This is a genomic window from Sneathiella sp. (genome assembly GCF_036844445.1).
Taxonomy (GTDB): domain Bacteria; phylum Pseudomonadota; class Alphaproteobacteria; order Sneathiellales; family Sneathiellaceae; genus Sneathiella.
Window position 1 is genome coordinate 1 of the sequence record NZ_DAIUFV010000004.1, and the last position, 13,652, is coordinate 13,652.

A 13,652-nucleotide genomic window follows, 5' to 3' on the forward strand; every position below is an offset into this window, starting at 1 on the left:
CCGCATAGACCGACAGGCTCATCACCGTCACCGCCCACCACGGATACCCCGTCTGCGCCGCGAGGATCCCGAACGCAAAACCGTAAAGCCCAACGCCAATGGCAAGCGGCAAAATACTGATGGCTCCGTCTTTCATCACGCCAGAATAGCAGCCCTTGCGAGCACTGGCGAGACGGGAATAAGGGGGGCGGAGCGGGGGAGACGGCGCGCGGGCGATGGCGGCATCAATCCGAACATGCCAGTCAAGTTTATTTTTTTTGCATTCTAAAACCGTATGGGTTGTATGCACGGTTCTGGCATCCCACATACAATTTATCTCGTAATGGTTGATATTTTGGAGGGGTGATGAACGATTTAAGTGGCGGTTTAGAGACCGACTTTAGTGCTGATACAAAGAAATTCTTCGAAATCTTCTGTCCGGGATTTCTTGAAGACTATGAGCAGAAAAATAAGAGTGAAAGTAACTTTGTTTACTACACGTCTGCGGAAACTGCGATAAACATCCTTCGCAATAGAGAGTTGTGGTTTCGAAATGCGAAAGTTATGAATGACTTTTCCGAAATTTCATACGGAATTGATCTCATCCGGAAAGTATTTAAGGGTCCGGAAGGGGAAAATTTTAGGACAGCAGTGAATGCAATTTTTCCTTACACGATACATAAAACAGATGAGCTGGTTTCCGCTTGGCTAAACGATTGGCAGTATGAAACCTATATCGCATGTGTTTCAAGCTACGACCCCAAGGAGGACAAGAGAGGCCGCCTTTCTATGTGGCGGGCATATGGCGATGTCGCCCTTGTGGTGAAAAATACCCCGATGAGGGCCAGCACCGACAAATTGGGAGTTTATTCCCTGCCTGTGCGCTATTCTGACGAAGCAGAATTAACTCGGCATCTTTCAGAAATAACAAATGCAGTTAAGGCCAACGGAGAGTGTTTGAAGGGGCTAGGAAGAGAATGGTTAATTGGTTCGATCCATTCCATGTGTCTTCGACTTGCAATCGCGACAAAGCACCCGGGATTTAAGGAAGAGGACGAATGGCGTTTGTATCATCGTCCGAATGCTCAGGAGAGTCCCTGCATGAAGAAAGATGTGGCTGTAATTCGCGGTGTGCCGCAGCCAATCTATAAACTCCGATTGGCACATGAGCCGGAGAATGGTCTCTTTGGCGCGGATATTCCTTCATTGCTGGATCGGATTATTATTGGACCGACGCAATATCCTTATGTAGCTTATAGAGCATTCGTCGAAGTGCTAAGGGAGCGGGGGGTCGAAGTGGATGAGGACAAGGTGGTCGTGTCGGATATTCCGCTACGCGTATGGTGAGGGCATCAAACAACAAACATCTGTAAAAACGCCGCTTCGCCCGAAGGGGTGAAGGCGACGGTGCGGGAGTTTTCAAGTCGGCGGGCCCAGCCGAGGGTGTAGAAGCGGTTGAGCAAAGCGGCGGCGAGGGGGCCGGCGAGGTGGCTGCGGCGGTTGCTCCAGTCGAGGCAGGCTTTACAGAGCGGCCGGCGGCGGGCCTCGATCGCCGCGATATCGATTGAAAAATCAGCGAGACAGGCGCGTCCGGGCGCCGTCAGGGTGAGGCCGTCCGGCTCCGGTGTCAGCAGCTTTCGGGCGAGCAGGCTGTCCATCATCCGCACCCCGAGATCGCCCGCGAGATGGTTGTAGCAGACCCGCGCATGGCGAAGTGCCGGATCCTTCGGCCCCGTCCGGGTGCGAAGATGCCCCTTCTTTGCGGCAAGCCCGAGCATCGCCTCCAGAAGCGCGGCCACCTCCTCATCGGCGAGGGTGAAATAGCGGTGCCGGCCCTGTTTTCGCTCGCTGAGCAGGCCGCCCGCCTGCATTTTCGCAAGGTGGGAGCTCGCCGTCTGCGCGGTGATGCCGGCCTCAAAGGCAAGCTCGCTCGCCGTCAGCGCCTTGCCCGAGAGGAGCGCTGTCAGCATATTGGCCCGCGCCGGATCGCCGATCAGGGCGCCAAGCTGCGCGATATCCGGTCCTTCTTTCATAGTTCGATCGTAATCGAAGCATTAAATATGCGCAAGCGGTAATGTGACGCCCGTGAATGACGCAATGCGAGAGGAGAGACGATGATCACCTGCTTTATCCGCTACCATATCGATCCAACGAAGCGCGCCGAGTTTGTGCAGTATGCGAAGAACTGGGGCGAGGCGATCCCGCGCGCGGGCGCCGATCTCGTTGGCTATTTCGCGCCCTGCGAGGGCTCCTCGACGCTCGCTTACGGGGTTTATCATATCGAGAGTTTGGCGGCCTATGAGGCCTACCGGGCGCGGCTGGCGCGCGATCCGCTCGGCCGGGAGAATTATGAATTTGCGATGCGCGAGAAATTCCTGCTCCGCGAGGACCGGACGTTCCTGAACCTCGTCTCCGCGCCGCATGGGCCGAAAATGCCGGGGGATGACGGGTGACGAGGGCCGGCGGGCGAGGGGGCGCGAGCGCTGCCTCACCGCCGCGTCACGCCCTCAGACGTGGAAGGAGGAGCCGCAGCCGCAGCGGCCCTTTTCATTGGGGTTTTCGAAGGTGAAGCGCGATTGCAGCCCTTCGTCGCGCCAGTCCATCTCGGTGCCCGCGACATACTGCACGGCGGCGGCATCGATCAGCAGGCGCACATCGCCCGCCTCGACCACCGCATCGTCGGGCTTCTGCTCGCGCGCATAGTCCATGGTGTAGCTGAGGCCGTTGCAGCCGGTGTTGGTAATGCCGATGCGCAGGCCGAGCGGCGCGCCGTCCGCCTTGCCAAGCAGCGACTTGACCCGCTTCGCGGCGCTATCTGTCAATGTTATCAGCTGAGTAGTCATAATTACATCACCTCTTGCCTTAATATAAGGCTGAACTCAGAACATTCCAAGGTCGAGTTTGGCCGCCTCGCTCATGAAGTCGGGCCGCCACGGCGGATCCCAGAGGATTTCCACCTCGACGTCTCGCACCCCCTCGACGGTGAACACCGCCTCGCGCACCCACTGCGGGATCTCGCCGGCGACGGGACAGCCGGGCGCGGTCAGGGTCATGCCGATATAGACATCGCCATTCTTCGCGATATCAATCACATAGATCAGGCCGAGGTCAAAGATATTGACCGGAATTTCAGGGTCATAGACCTCGCGCAGCGCCGCGATCAGCGGGGCTTCCAGATCCGAGCCGGAGGCGCCTTCCTCGTAAGGGCCGGTCGGGCGCGGGCGTTCGATTTTATCAAAAGCCGTCATGATTACTCCGTGGTGACCTCCTCCTCATTGTCGATGGCCGATGTCATGGCGTGCCAGGCGAGGGTCGCGCATTTGACACGCATGGGAAATTCGCGCACGCCGGCCAGCATCATCAGCTTTTCGCTGGCGTCCCCTGCATCGATAAAATCATCCTCGCCCTTCACGAGCTTGAGAAAGCCCGCGAAAAGCTCCCGCGCGTCGTCCACCGATTTGCCCTTGATGATTTCCGTCATCATCGAGGCGGAGGCGAGCGAAATGGCGCAGCCCTTGCCCTCGAAGGCGGCATCCTCGATCAGCCCGTCCGGGCCGAGAGTGAGATAGACATTGACCGTATCGCCGCAGAGCGGGTTATAGCCATGCGCCTCGTGGTTGGCGTCTTCGGGATGGCGGAAGTTGCGCGGCCGTTTCGAATGGTCGAGGATCACTTCCTGATAGAGTTCGCGTAAATCGTCCAGCATCAGCCAAAAATCTCCTGTACTGCGCCAACGCTTGCGACCAGCGCATCAACATCGGCGCGGGTGTTGTAAAGCGCAAACGAGGCCCGCGCCGTCGCCGCGACGTCGAAATGATCCATCAGCGGCTGCGCGCAGTGATGGCCGACGCGGATGGCGACACCGCCGCGATCGACGATGGTGCCGATATCATGCGGATGCACCCCTTCCAGCGTGAAGGAGATGATCGCCGCTTTATGTTTGGCCTCACCAATGATCTTTAAGCTGTTGATCTGCTTGAGCTGTTCAGTCGCGTAGGCGAGCAGCGCCTGTTCATGCGCCTCGATCCGCTCAAGCCCGACGCCGTTCATATAGTCGAGCGCCGCGCCAAGGCCGATGGCCTGCACGATGGGCGGCGTTCCCGCCTCGAACTTCGAATGGCCCTTCGCGAAGGTGGTCTTCTCGAAAGTCACGCGGTTGATCATATCGCCGCCGCCAAGGAAGGGCGGCATTTTATCGAGCAGCGCCTGCCGGCCGTAGAGAACACCGATGCCGGTCGGGCCATAGGTCTTGTGACCGGTAAAGACGTAGAAATCGGCGCCGATAATCTGCATGTCGAGGGCGAGATGTGGTGCGGCCTGCGATCCGTCGATCAGCACCACCGCGCCCGCGGCATGGGCGGCATCCACAATCTCGCGGACCGGCGTGATGGTGCCGATGGCGTTCGAGATATGGGTGATGGCGACGATTTTGGTCTTCTCGCTCAACATCTCGTGAAACGCATCCATCCGCAGCTCGCCCGCCGCATCGATGGGAACGGCGCGAACCCGTGCGCCCGTCTTTTCCGCGATCAGTTGCCAGGGGACGATATTCGAATGATGCTCAAGGGTTGAGAGGAGGATTTCATCTCCCTCTTTAAGATTAGCCCAGCCGTATGTATAGGCCACGAGATTGATGCTCTCGGTCGCGTTCTTGGTGAAGATGATCTCATCGACGCTGTTCGCATTGAGATGTTTTCGCACCGTCTCGCGCGCCGCCTCGTAAAGCTCGGTCGAGGTCTGGCTCAGGAAATGCACCCCGCGATGCACATTGGCGAAGGTCTCGGCGTAGGCGCGGTTCATGGCGTCGATCACCATTTGCGGCTTCTGCGCCGAGGCGCCGTTGTCGAGATAGACGAGCGGCTTGCCATGCACCTCCCGCGCAAGGATCGGGAAATCGGCGCGCAGGCGATTGACATCGAAGGAGCGCATCTCGTTCATGCCGCACCCCCAAGGCTGTCCAGCCAGTGGCGGGCGGTGGTCTGGAAATAGCCGCGCACGGTGAGATCGGAGATTTCCTCAAACACCTCGGCCAGGAAGGCGTCGATCAGCATCTTGCGCGCCGTGTCGCCGTCAATGCCGCGTGACTGGAGGTAGAAGAGGGCGTCCTCATCAAGCTCGCCGGATGCCGCGCCGTGGCTGCATTTCACGTCATCGGCATGGATTTCAAGCTCGGGCTTGGCGACGACGCTGGCCGCATCCGAGAGCAGCAGGGCGCGGCTCAACTGATCGCCATTGACCTTCTGCGCATCCTTGACGATCTGGATCTTGCCCTGGAACACGCCCTGCGCGGCGCCGTCGAGAATGCCCTTGTAGATCTGCCGGCTGTCATTCTCCGAGACGAGGTGACGGGTGATCGTCGTCGTGTCGGCATGCTGCTGACCGCGAATGAGATAGGCGCCGTTCAGGATGCTGTGGGAATCGCGGCCCTGAAGCCGCGTCTCCAGCTCATTGCGCGAGAGCTTCGCGCCGGTGGTCAGCGAAAAATTCTCATAAATGGCGCCGGCGGCGAGATCGACATCGGTATTGGCGAGGTGGAATGCGGCGTCGCTCTCGCTCTGGTATTTGTAATGGTTGAGCCGCGCGCCCTCGCCAAGCTCCACATCGGTGACGGGGTTGGCGAAATAGGCATGGCCGTCAACGCCGACATGCTCCTCAAGCAGCGTGATCCGGCTGCCTGCGCCAAGGCGGATGACGTTCCGCATATGGCGGGCATTGTCGCGCGATCCCGGCAGGCTCGCGATATGGATCAGGATGGGCGCGTCCAGCACGGTGCCGGGCGAGACCTCAAGCACATAGCCGTCTTCCATAAAGGCGGTGTTGAGGGCGACGACAGCGCGTTTGCCGGGATCAAAGGCATCGATCAGCGCGGCGCTGCCGTTTTCAAGCTCAATGGCGAGGCTGGAGAGGCGAACGCCGTCCGGCAACTCGTTGAGCCTGCTTTCATCGGCGATGAAGCGGCCGTTCACAAAGGTCATGACATGCGCCGCGTTGAAGGCCGGCCCCGGCAACTCGCGCGAGGCAAGCTCCCGCGTCTCCGCTTCCAGCCCGCGGGCGAGCGGGGCGAGGTTGGTGAAGCGCCATTCCTCGACCCGGCGGCCCGGGAAATCGAGCGCAACAAAGGTTTCCAGCGCGGCCTTGCGGGCGGCGAGGATGCGCTCGTTGCCGCTGCCGGGCAGGGCCGTGTGGGCGCGATCGAAACGCGTCACGTAATCGCTTGCAAGCGGACTCAGTTTTTTCATCTCACTCATGGCTGCCTCAGGCCGCACTCAGCGCGGCGTAGCCTTTTTCCTCAAGTTCAAGCGCGAGCGATTTGTCGCCGGTCTTGACGATGCGCCCGTCGGCCAGAACATGCACGAAATCGGGCACGATATAATCGAGCAGCCGCTGGTAATGGGTGATGATCAGCGCGGCGCGCTCGGGACTGCGCAGGCGGTTGACGCCTTCGGCGGCGATTTTCAGGGCGTCGATGTCGAGGCCGCTGTCGGTCTCGTCGAGCAGCATCATGTCGGGCTCGAGGAGGGCCATCTGCAGCACTTCATTGCGCTTCTTCTCGCCGCCCGAAAAGCCGACATTAACGGCGCGCTTCAGCATGTCGTTCGGGATATCGAGCGCTTTCGTCTTTTCACGGACCAGCTTCAGAAACTCGATGGCGTCAAGCTCGGGCTCGCCGCGGGCCTTGCGCTGCGCGTTATAGGCGGTCTTGAGGAAGGTCGCCGAGGCGACGCCCGGGATCTCCACCGGATACTGGAAGGCGAGGAAAATGCCTTTCGCGGCGCGCTCATCGGGCGCGAGCGCGAGAAGATCCTCGCCCTTATAGAGCACTTCGCCCGCCGTCACCTCATAGCCCGAACGCCCCGCCAGTACGTAAGAGAGCGTCGATTTGCCGGCGCCGTTCGGGCCCATGATGGCATGAACTTCGCCCGCCTTGATCGTGAGGGAAAGGCCTTTCAGGATTTCCCTGCCGCCGACGGTGGCATGCAAATTCTTGATTTCCAACATATTCATGACTTGACTTCTTCCTTATCCGACACTGCCTTCAAGGCTGATGCTGACGAGTTTCTGGGCTTCCACGGCGAATTCCATGGGCAGTTTCTGCAACACTTCCTTGCAGAAACCATTGACGATGAGGGCCATGCTTTCCTCTTCCGAAAGGCCGCGCTGCTGGCAGTAGAAAAGCTGCTCCTCGCTGACCTTGGAGGTGGTCGCCTCATGCTCGATGGTGGCGCTGCGGCTCTGGTTCTCGATATAGGGGATGGTGTGCGCGCCGCATTTATCGCCAATGAGAAGGCTGTCGCAGACCGTGTGGTTGCGCGCATTCTCCGCCTTCCGCCCCATGCGGACGAGGCCGCGATAGGTGTTCTGCGCACGCCCCGCGGAAATGCCCTTGGAGATGATCGTGCTCGTCGTGTTCTTGCCGAGGTGGATCATCTTGGTGCCGGTGTCGGCCTGCTGAAGATTATTGGCGATGGCGATGGAATAGAACTCGCCGACGGAATTGTCGCCCTGCAGGATGCAGGAGGGGTATTTCCAGGTGATCGCCGAGCCGGTCTCGACCTGCGTCCAGGAAACCTTCGAATTCTCGCCGCGGCAGGCGGCCCGCTTGGTGACGAAGTTATAGATGCCGCCGACGCCGTTCTCATCGCCCGGATACCAGTTCTGGACGGTGGAATATTTGACTTCCGCATCCTTCAGGATGACGAGCTCGACGACCGCCGCATGGAGCTGGTTCTCATCGCGCATCGGCGCCGTGCAGCCTTCGAGATAGCTGACGTAGGAGCCCTCATCGGCGATGATCAGCGTCCGCTCGAACTGCCCGGTCTGCGCCGCGTTGATGCGGAAATAGGTCGACAGCTCCATCGGGCAGCGCACGCCCTTCGGGATGTAGCAGAAGGAGCCGTCGGTAAAGACCGCGGAATTGAGCGCGGCGTAGAAATTATCCGTATAGGGGACGACCGAGCCGATATATTGCTGCACCAGCTCCGGATAGTCGCGGATCGCTTCCGAGATCGGGCAGAAGATCACGCCTTCCTTCTCCAGCCGCTCCTTGAAGGTGGTGGCGACGGAAACGCTGTCAAAGACCGCATCGACGGCGACATTATAGGCGCCCTCGACGCCCGCGAGCACTTCCTGCTCTTTCAGCGGAATGCCAAGCTTCTTGTAGACTTCCAAAAGCTCCGGATCGACCTCATCGAGACTCTTCGGCTTCTCCTTGGTGACCGGCGCGGAATAGTAATAGATATCCTGAAAGTCGATCTTCGGATAATGCACATTGGCCCATTCGGGCTCGATCATCGTCAGCCAGTGGCGATATGCCTTGAGGCGCCATTCGAGCATCCACTCGGGCTCGCCCTTCTTGTTGGAAATAAAGCGGACGATATCCTCATTCAGGCCAAGCGGCGCGGTTTCCGATTCGATATCGCTGACAAAACCGTATTTGTAGCGGTCCGCAACCGAGGCGACCTGTTCAATTGTTTCGCGGGCAATAGCCATCACTTTACTCCGTCTGTAGGGGTGCAGCCGCGGGGGCGGAAACGCCCGGCCGGTGGCTGACATGCAGTTGTTCGGTATCCTGACACATATCGGCCAGCGTCACTTCTTCAAGCGCCGCATTGAGCGCGCGATTGATTTTCTCCCAGCCGCCGCGCATCGGGCAGTGGCTCTCCACGGTGCAGTCGGAAAGCTCCGAATCGACGCAGGACGCGACCGCAACCGGGCCTTCCATGGCGCGGATGATGTCGGCGATCGAAATCTCCTTCGGCGCTTTCGTCAGGCGATAGCCGCCATGCGCGCCGCGCTGCGACTGCAGGAACGGGCTTTTCGCAAGACGGCGCAGGATCTTCGCCGCCGTCGGCACCGGCAGACCGGTATAGAGCGAGACATCCGGCGCCGTCATGATCCGCTCCGGCAGGCGCGCCATCACGGACATGATCACGACCCCGTAGTCGGTCATTTTGCTGAGCTTTATCATGTCAAAAGATATATCGTACTAAATTGGTCTGATTTCAACCAATTTATAACAGACGGAAATGGTCTTGTATAGGCTTCTTGCTGCGTTGCAAAGCAATTAATTTAGACTGATTATAGATTAGGGCGGGCTTTATCGGAAATTCTGAATATTCTTCGGCCTTTGGGCTTGACAAAGCCGCAAGCGGGGCCTTTATAGGGACGTATGGCATATTCACTTGACATTATTGTGGTGGCGATTCTCTCCATTCCCCGAATGGCGGAAAGTCGTATGCCCTGACGCAACCGATAAACCGCCCGGATGAGGCGGTTTTTTTATGGATCGTCTCAGAGGGGCATTAACCCCCAGGAGACGCGACAATGTTTCTCGATACCCAGGATCAATCCACCCCGCCCGCGATGGAAGAGCCGTTGCGGCGACCGTCGCCCGCCACGCTTTACCTGATTGCGGGCCGCCGCGGCGCCGGCAAATCGACTGTGGCGGCGCGCCTTGCCGCGCGGCCCGGCGTCTGTCTCTTCTCCGAGGAGACGCTGCTCGGCGAGCTTTACCCCGATGAGATGGAAGCGCCCGGCGGCCATATCGGCGCCTCGATCCGGCTTCGCCATGCGCTGAAGGATCATATCGTCGGGCTGCTGCGGCAGGGCATTTCCGTCGTTCTCGATTTCCCCGCCAATACGCCCGAGAGCCGCCGCTGGGGGCGCGAGCTGTTCGAGGCGGCCGGCGTTCGCCACGAGCTGCACCTGCTCGACGTGCCGGCGATGATCTGCGAGGCGCGGCTGAAGGCGCGAAATACGCGCCGTCACAATGGTGCGACGCCCCGTCCGCTCGATGCAAAACGGCGGGAGGAGGCGGACCTGTTCTTCCTGCCGCCGCTGCCGCAGGAAGGCTTCAACGTGGTCCGTCACGGGGAATAGGCGGGTGCCGTCAGGGCAGGGGCTGCGAAGGATTGCGTTCGCCGGCGCATCGGTGCTAGAAGCATCCCGGAAATTCACGCAATTCAGGCAATTCAAGGCAACGATTTATGGCGGCACCCCTTCTGGCCCTGCAGGACGCGCGCATCACCTTTGGCGGCGGCGATCTCTTCAGCGACATCTCGCTCGGTATCGAGCCGGGGATGCGCATCGCGCTCGTCGGGCGCAACGGGTCCGGCAAATCGACGCTTCTGAAGGCGCTCGCGGGCGAGATTGATCTCGATGGCGGCAAGCGCTTCCTGCAGGCGGGCGTGCGCGTCAGCTATCTCCGCCAGCAGCCCGTCATCACTCCTGGGCGGACAGTGCGCGAGCAGGTGGCGGCGGGGCTTGAGGCGGGCGCGGAGGCGGCGGGAAGCGGCTATCTCGTCGATCAGATGCTGGAGGGCGTCGGTCTTGATGGCAGCCGGCTGCTTGAAACGCTCTCGGGCGGCGAGCTGCGCCGCGCCGATCTTGCGCGAACGCTGGTTTCAAACCCTGATATCCTGCTGCTCGATGAGCCGACCAACCATCTCGATATCGACACCATCCTCTGGCTCGAAGAGACGCTAAAGGCCTTTCGCGGCGCGATGATGATCATCAGCCACGACCGGCAGTTCCTGAAAAATCTCACCAACCGGCTGTTCTGGCTCGATCGCGGCAGGCTGCGCACCCACGGCAAGGGCTTTGCCGCGTTCGAGGAATGGTCCGAGGAGATTTACCGCCGTGAAGCGGTGGAGACAAAGAAGCTCGACAAGAAAATCGCCGAGGAGACGGAATGGTCGCACAAGGGCATCACCGCGCGGCGGGCCCGCAACGAAGGGCGGCTTCGGGCGCTGCATAAAATGCGGGCCGAGCGGGCGGCGCGGACGGGGCCGGCGGGCAGCGTCAAACTCGCCGTGCAGAGCGGTGAGAGAAGCGGCCGGCTGGTGATCGAGGCGGTCGATATCTCAAAGACCTACACGGAAGCTGACGGCGCGCCGCGCACGGTCCTTAAAAATTTTTCGACCCGGATCCAGCGCGGCGATCGCGTCGGCATCATTGGGGCGAACGGCGCGGGCAAGACGACGCTCCTGAAAATCCTGATGAAGGAGCTGGAGCCGACCACCGGCACCGTCCGCCACGGCAGCAACCTGACGCCCGCCGTGTTCGACCAGCACCGCGACACGCTCGATCCCGATCTCTCGCTCTGGGATACGCTCGCCGATCCGGCGAGCGGGCAGCTCATCGTGCAGGGCGAGACGCGCCATGTCGTCTCCTATCTTCGCGATTTCCTGTTCGAGGAGAAGCAGGCGAAAAGCCCGGTGAGCGCGCTCTCGGGCGGCGAGAAGAACCGCCTGTTGCTGGCCCGGCTGCTGGCGCGCGAGAGCAACCTTCTCGTGCTCGACGAGCCGACCAACGATCTCGATATGGAAACGCTCGATCTGTTGCAGGAGATGCTGGACGGCTATGACGGCACGCTGCTGATCGTCTCCCATGATCGCGATTTTCTTGACCGGCTGGTGACCTCGACCATCGTTATCGAGCCGGGCGGGCGGGTCACCGAATTTGTCGGCGGCTACAGCGATTACCTCCGCGCCCGCCAGCCGCAGCCGGAGAGAGCGGCGGCGAAAGCGCCTTCGAAACCAAAAGAAGCGGCCGAGCGCCCCAATGCGGCGCGCAAGAAACTCTCCTACAAGGACCAGCGCGATCTCGACCTGCTGCCGGGCCGGATCGCCGAGATAGAAGTGAAGATCGCCGCCCTCGGAGCCGCGCTTGCCGATCCGGGGCTGTTCGCCCGCGATGCCGATGCGTTCCATAAAAAAGCCGCCGAGCTTGCGGCGGCGGAAGCCGAAAGGGACGCGATGGAAACCCGCTGGCTGGAGCTTGAGCTTCTCGCCGAGGAGATCGCCGGGAACTAGCCCGGCGCGTCACCCCTTACCTCTGCCGGCGCTGCTCATAGAGCACGTAGAGCCCGCTCATGACGATGATCACCGCGCCGAGGATGGTGAAGCCGTCGGGGAAATTCCCGAAGAAGAACAGCCCGATCAGCGTCATCCAGATCAACTGCGTATAGTTGAAGGGCGCGGTCGTCGCGGCGGTCGTATATTCAAACGCCTTGATCATGATGAAATGGCTGACGCCGCCGAGCAGCCCGACGAAGGCGAGCAGCAGCCAGCTCATGATCCCCGCCGGGTGGACCCAGAAGAAGGGAACGATGCAGCTGACGACAATCGTGCCGACGGAGACCGAGTAGAAGGCGGTGGTGAGCGAATCATCGACCGTCGAGAGGAAGCGCGTGGTGAGCTGGTAAAGCGCATAGCATAGCGCCATGAGGAGGACCAGCAGCATCGCCGGATGCATCTCCGCCATGCCGGGGCGGAGCACGATCATCGCCCCGCCGAAGCCGCAGGCGACGGCAATCCAGCGCTGCACGCTGACCTTTTCTTTCAGCAGGATTGCCGAGAGGATAATGACAAAAAGCGGCGCCGTCGCCCCGATGGCGCCCGCTTCCGCGAGCGGAATATATTTCAGCGCCGTAAACACCGAAACGGTCGCGCCGAGCAGCAGGATCGAGCGCACCACCTGCAGCTTCAGATTGTTGGTGCGGATCAGCCGCCGCCCGTGCGTCGGCCCGAGCACGATGATCATCAGCACGATGTGGAAGAAGCAGCGGGCCCAGACGACCTGGATCGGCGGAAATTCCTGTGCCGCATATTTCGCCACCGCATCCATCACGGCGAAAAGGAAAATGGCGATACAGAAGAGAAAGATGCCTTTATAGGCGGATTGCGGTTTGGCGGGCAGGGCGGCAGTCGACATCTTTGAGCCTTATTGTTATTTTTGAGGACCGTCCTCTCAGAGATACAGAATTCTCCGCCTTGCGCGGAAAGTCAAGCGCCGCGCTTCTGCGATTTCCGTCTCGCGGGGCAATTTTCCCGCTTTCTATTTTGCGGCCGATTAGGTAGCTTGTGCCATCATGACAAACGAACTCATATACGAACAGAATGAGGGAATTGTAACCCTCACCATCAACCGGCCCGAGGAGCGCAATGCCCTTGCCGGAGATGAATTCTTCGCCGCCTTTATCGAGGCTGCGGATCGGATCAACCAGGACAACAGCGTCCGCTGTGTCATTCTGACGGGATCGGGCAAGGCCTTCTCCGCCGGGGGCAACGTCAAGCATATGCGCGACAAGGAAGGGCTGTTCGCAGGGCGGCCTGCGGAAATCCGCAATTCCTACCGCTTCGGCATCCAGAAAATCCCCTATTCCTTCTATAACCTTGAAGTGCCGACCATCGCCGCCGTCAATGGCCCGGCGATCGGCGCGGGCTGCGACCTTGCCTGCATGTGCGATATCCGCATCGCCGGGAAATCGGCGCTCTTTGCCGAGAGCTTCGTCAAGCTCGGCATCATTCCGGGCGACGGCGGGGCGTATTTCCTGCCGCGTGTGATCGGCCGGAGCCGCGCCGCCGAGCTCACCTTCACGGGCGACATGATCAACGCCGACAAGGCGCTGGAGTGGGGCCTCGTCTCCGAGGTGGTCGAGGATGCCAAGCTGATGGATACGGCGCGCGACCTCGCGCGGCGCATCGCCGCCAACCCGCCGCATGCGCTCCGCATGGCGAAAAAGCTGATGCGCGAGGGCGAGCACGGCCGGCTTGAAACCGTGCTTGAGATGTCGGCCGCGCTGCAGGCAATTTCCCACCACACCAAGGACCATGACGAAGCGATTGCCGCTTTCTTTGACAAGCGCCCCGGGAATTATACGGGCGAATAAC

General features: G+C 60.4%; 15 protein-coding genes. 5 read left to right on the top strand and 10 right to left on the bottom strand.

From position 1 onward, the window contains the following. The first annotated feature begins 345 nt into the window (after nt 1-345). Entirely contained in the window at nt 346-1,326 is a 981-nt protein-coding gene (locus V7Z56_RS08910) for a DUF2971 domain-containing protein (protein ID WP_334129058.1), read from the top strand. Between the two features lie 5 nt (nt 1,327-1,331). On the opposite strand, the gene V7Z56_RS08915 is transcribed toward V7Z56_RS08910, so the two are convergent. Next, on the bottom strand, nt 1,332-2,012 hold the full coding sequence (locus V7Z56_RS08915) for an ArsR/SmtB family transcription factor (RefSeq protein ID WP_334129059.1): 681 nt from the start codon (nt 2,010-2,012) through the stop codon (nt 1,332-1,334). An 81-nt stretch (nt 2,013-2,093) separates the two neighbouring features. Here V7Z56_RS08915 and V7Z56_RS08920 point away from each other — a divergent pair, with 81 nt between their 5' ends. Continuing rightward, entirely contained in the window at nt 2,094-2,432 is a 339-nt protein-coding gene (locus V7Z56_RS08920) for an NIPSNAP family protein (RefSeq protein WP_334129060.1), read from the top strand. A 54-nt stretch (nt 2,433-2,486) separates the two neighbouring features. Here V7Z56_RS08920 and V7Z56_RS08925 read toward each other — a convergent pair whose 3' ends face one another. Genes V7Z56_RS08925 through V7Z56_RS08960 form a run of 8 tightly spaced genes read right to left on the bottom strand, consistent with a single transcriptional unit; the run spans nt 2,487 to nt 8,947 of the window. Next, a complete protein-coding gene (locus tag V7Z56_RS08925; RefSeq protein WP_334129061.1) occupies nt 2,487-2,822 on the bottom strand; it encodes a HesB/IscA family protein in 336 nt (111 codons plus the stop codon). A 36-nt stretch (nt 2,823-2,858) separates the two neighbouring features. After that, nucleotides 2,859-3,227 carry an SUF system Fe-S cluster assembly protein gene (locus V7Z56_RS08930; RefSeq protein WP_334129062.1) on the bottom strand — a complete coding sequence of 123 codons (369 nt, stop codon included), beginning with the start codon at nt 3,225-3,227 and terminating at the stop codon, nt 2,859-2,861. A 2-nt stretch (nt 3,228-3,229) separates the two neighbouring features. Continuing rightward, complete coding sequence (sufU, locus tag V7Z56_RS08935; protein ID WP_334129063.1) at nt 3,230-3,685, bottom strand: Fe-S cluster assembly sulfur transfer protein SufU; 456 nt, start codon at nt 3,683-3,685, stop codon at nt 3,230-3,232. Continuing rightward, nucleotides 3,685-4,917: a cysteine desulfurase gene (locus V7Z56_RS08940; protein ID WP_334129064.1), complete on the bottom strand. Its 1,233-nt coding sequence runs from the start codon at nt 4,915-4,917 to the stop codon at nt 3,685-3,687. Before V7Z56_RS08940 ends, sufU begins: the two co-directional genes overlap by 1 nt. Further along, the gene (sufD, locus tag V7Z56_RS08945) at nt 4,914-6,227 is read right to left on the bottom strand and encodes a Fe-S cluster assembly protein SufD (protein WP_334129066.1); all 1,314 of its coding nucleotides are present in this window, start codon (nt 6,225-6,227) and stop codon (nt 4,914-4,916) included. The genes V7Z56_RS08940 and sufD overlap by 4 nt, the downstream gene beginning before the upstream one ends. Before the next feature lie 7 nt (nt 6,228-6,234). After that, complete coding sequence (gene sufC, locus V7Z56_RS08950) at nt 6,235-6,978, bottom strand: Fe-S cluster assembly ATPase SufC (protein ID WP_443023781.1); 744 nt, start codon at nt 6,976-6,978, stop codon at nt 6,235-6,237. Nucleotides 6,979-6,999: 21 nt separating this feature from the next. After that, nucleotides 7,000-8,469, bottom strand: a complete 1,470-nt coding sequence (gene sufB, locus V7Z56_RS08955) for a Fe-S cluster assembly protein SufB (protein ID WP_334129068.1) — start codon at nt 8,467-8,469, stop codon at nt 7,000-7,002. Between the two features lie 4 nt (nt 8,470-8,473). Beyond that, complete coding sequence (locus V7Z56_RS08960) at nt 8,474-8,947, bottom strand: SUF system Fe-S cluster assembly regulator (protein ID WP_334129070.1); 474 nt, start codon at nt 8,945-8,947, stop codon at nt 8,474-8,476. A 356-nt stretch (nt 8,948-9,303) separates the two neighbouring features. On the opposite strand from V7Z56_RS08960, the gene V7Z56_RS08965 reads away from it, so the two are divergent. Together V7Z56_RS08965 and V7Z56_RS08970 are read left to right on the top strand one after the other, a co-directional pair. Next, nucleotides 9,304-9,858, top strand: coding sequence for an AAA family ATPase (locus tag V7Z56_RS08965; protein WP_334129071.1), 555 nt, complete (start codon nt 9,304-9,306; stop codon nt 9,856-9,858). 107 nt (nt 9,859-9,965) lie between these two features. Next, the gene (locus V7Z56_RS08970; RefSeq protein ID WP_334129072.1) at nt 9,966-11,792 is read left to right on the top strand and encodes an ABC-F family ATP-binding cassette domain-containing protein; all 1,827 of its coding nucleotides are present in this window, start codon (nt 9,966-9,968) and stop codon (nt 11,790-11,792) included. Between the two features lie 16 nt (nt 11,793-11,808). On the opposite strand, the gene V7Z56_RS08975 is transcribed toward V7Z56_RS08970, so the two are convergent. Then, nucleotides 11,809-12,693 carry a DMT family transporter gene (locus V7Z56_RS08975; RefSeq protein ID WP_334129073.1) on the bottom strand — a complete coding sequence of 295 codons (885 nt, stop codon included), beginning with the start codon at nt 12,691-12,693 and terminating at the stop codon, nt 11,809-11,811. A gap of 157 nt (nt 12,694-12,850) precedes the next feature. Between V7Z56_RS08975 and V7Z56_RS08980 the strand changes: the two genes are divergently transcribed. Beyond that, nucleotides 12,851-13,651, top strand: coding sequence for a crotonase/enoyl-CoA hydratase family protein (locus tag V7Z56_RS08980; RefSeq protein ID WP_334129074.1), 801 nt, complete (start codon nt 12,851-12,853; stop codon nt 13,649-13,651). Nucleotide 13,652: the final 1 nt, after the last annotated feature.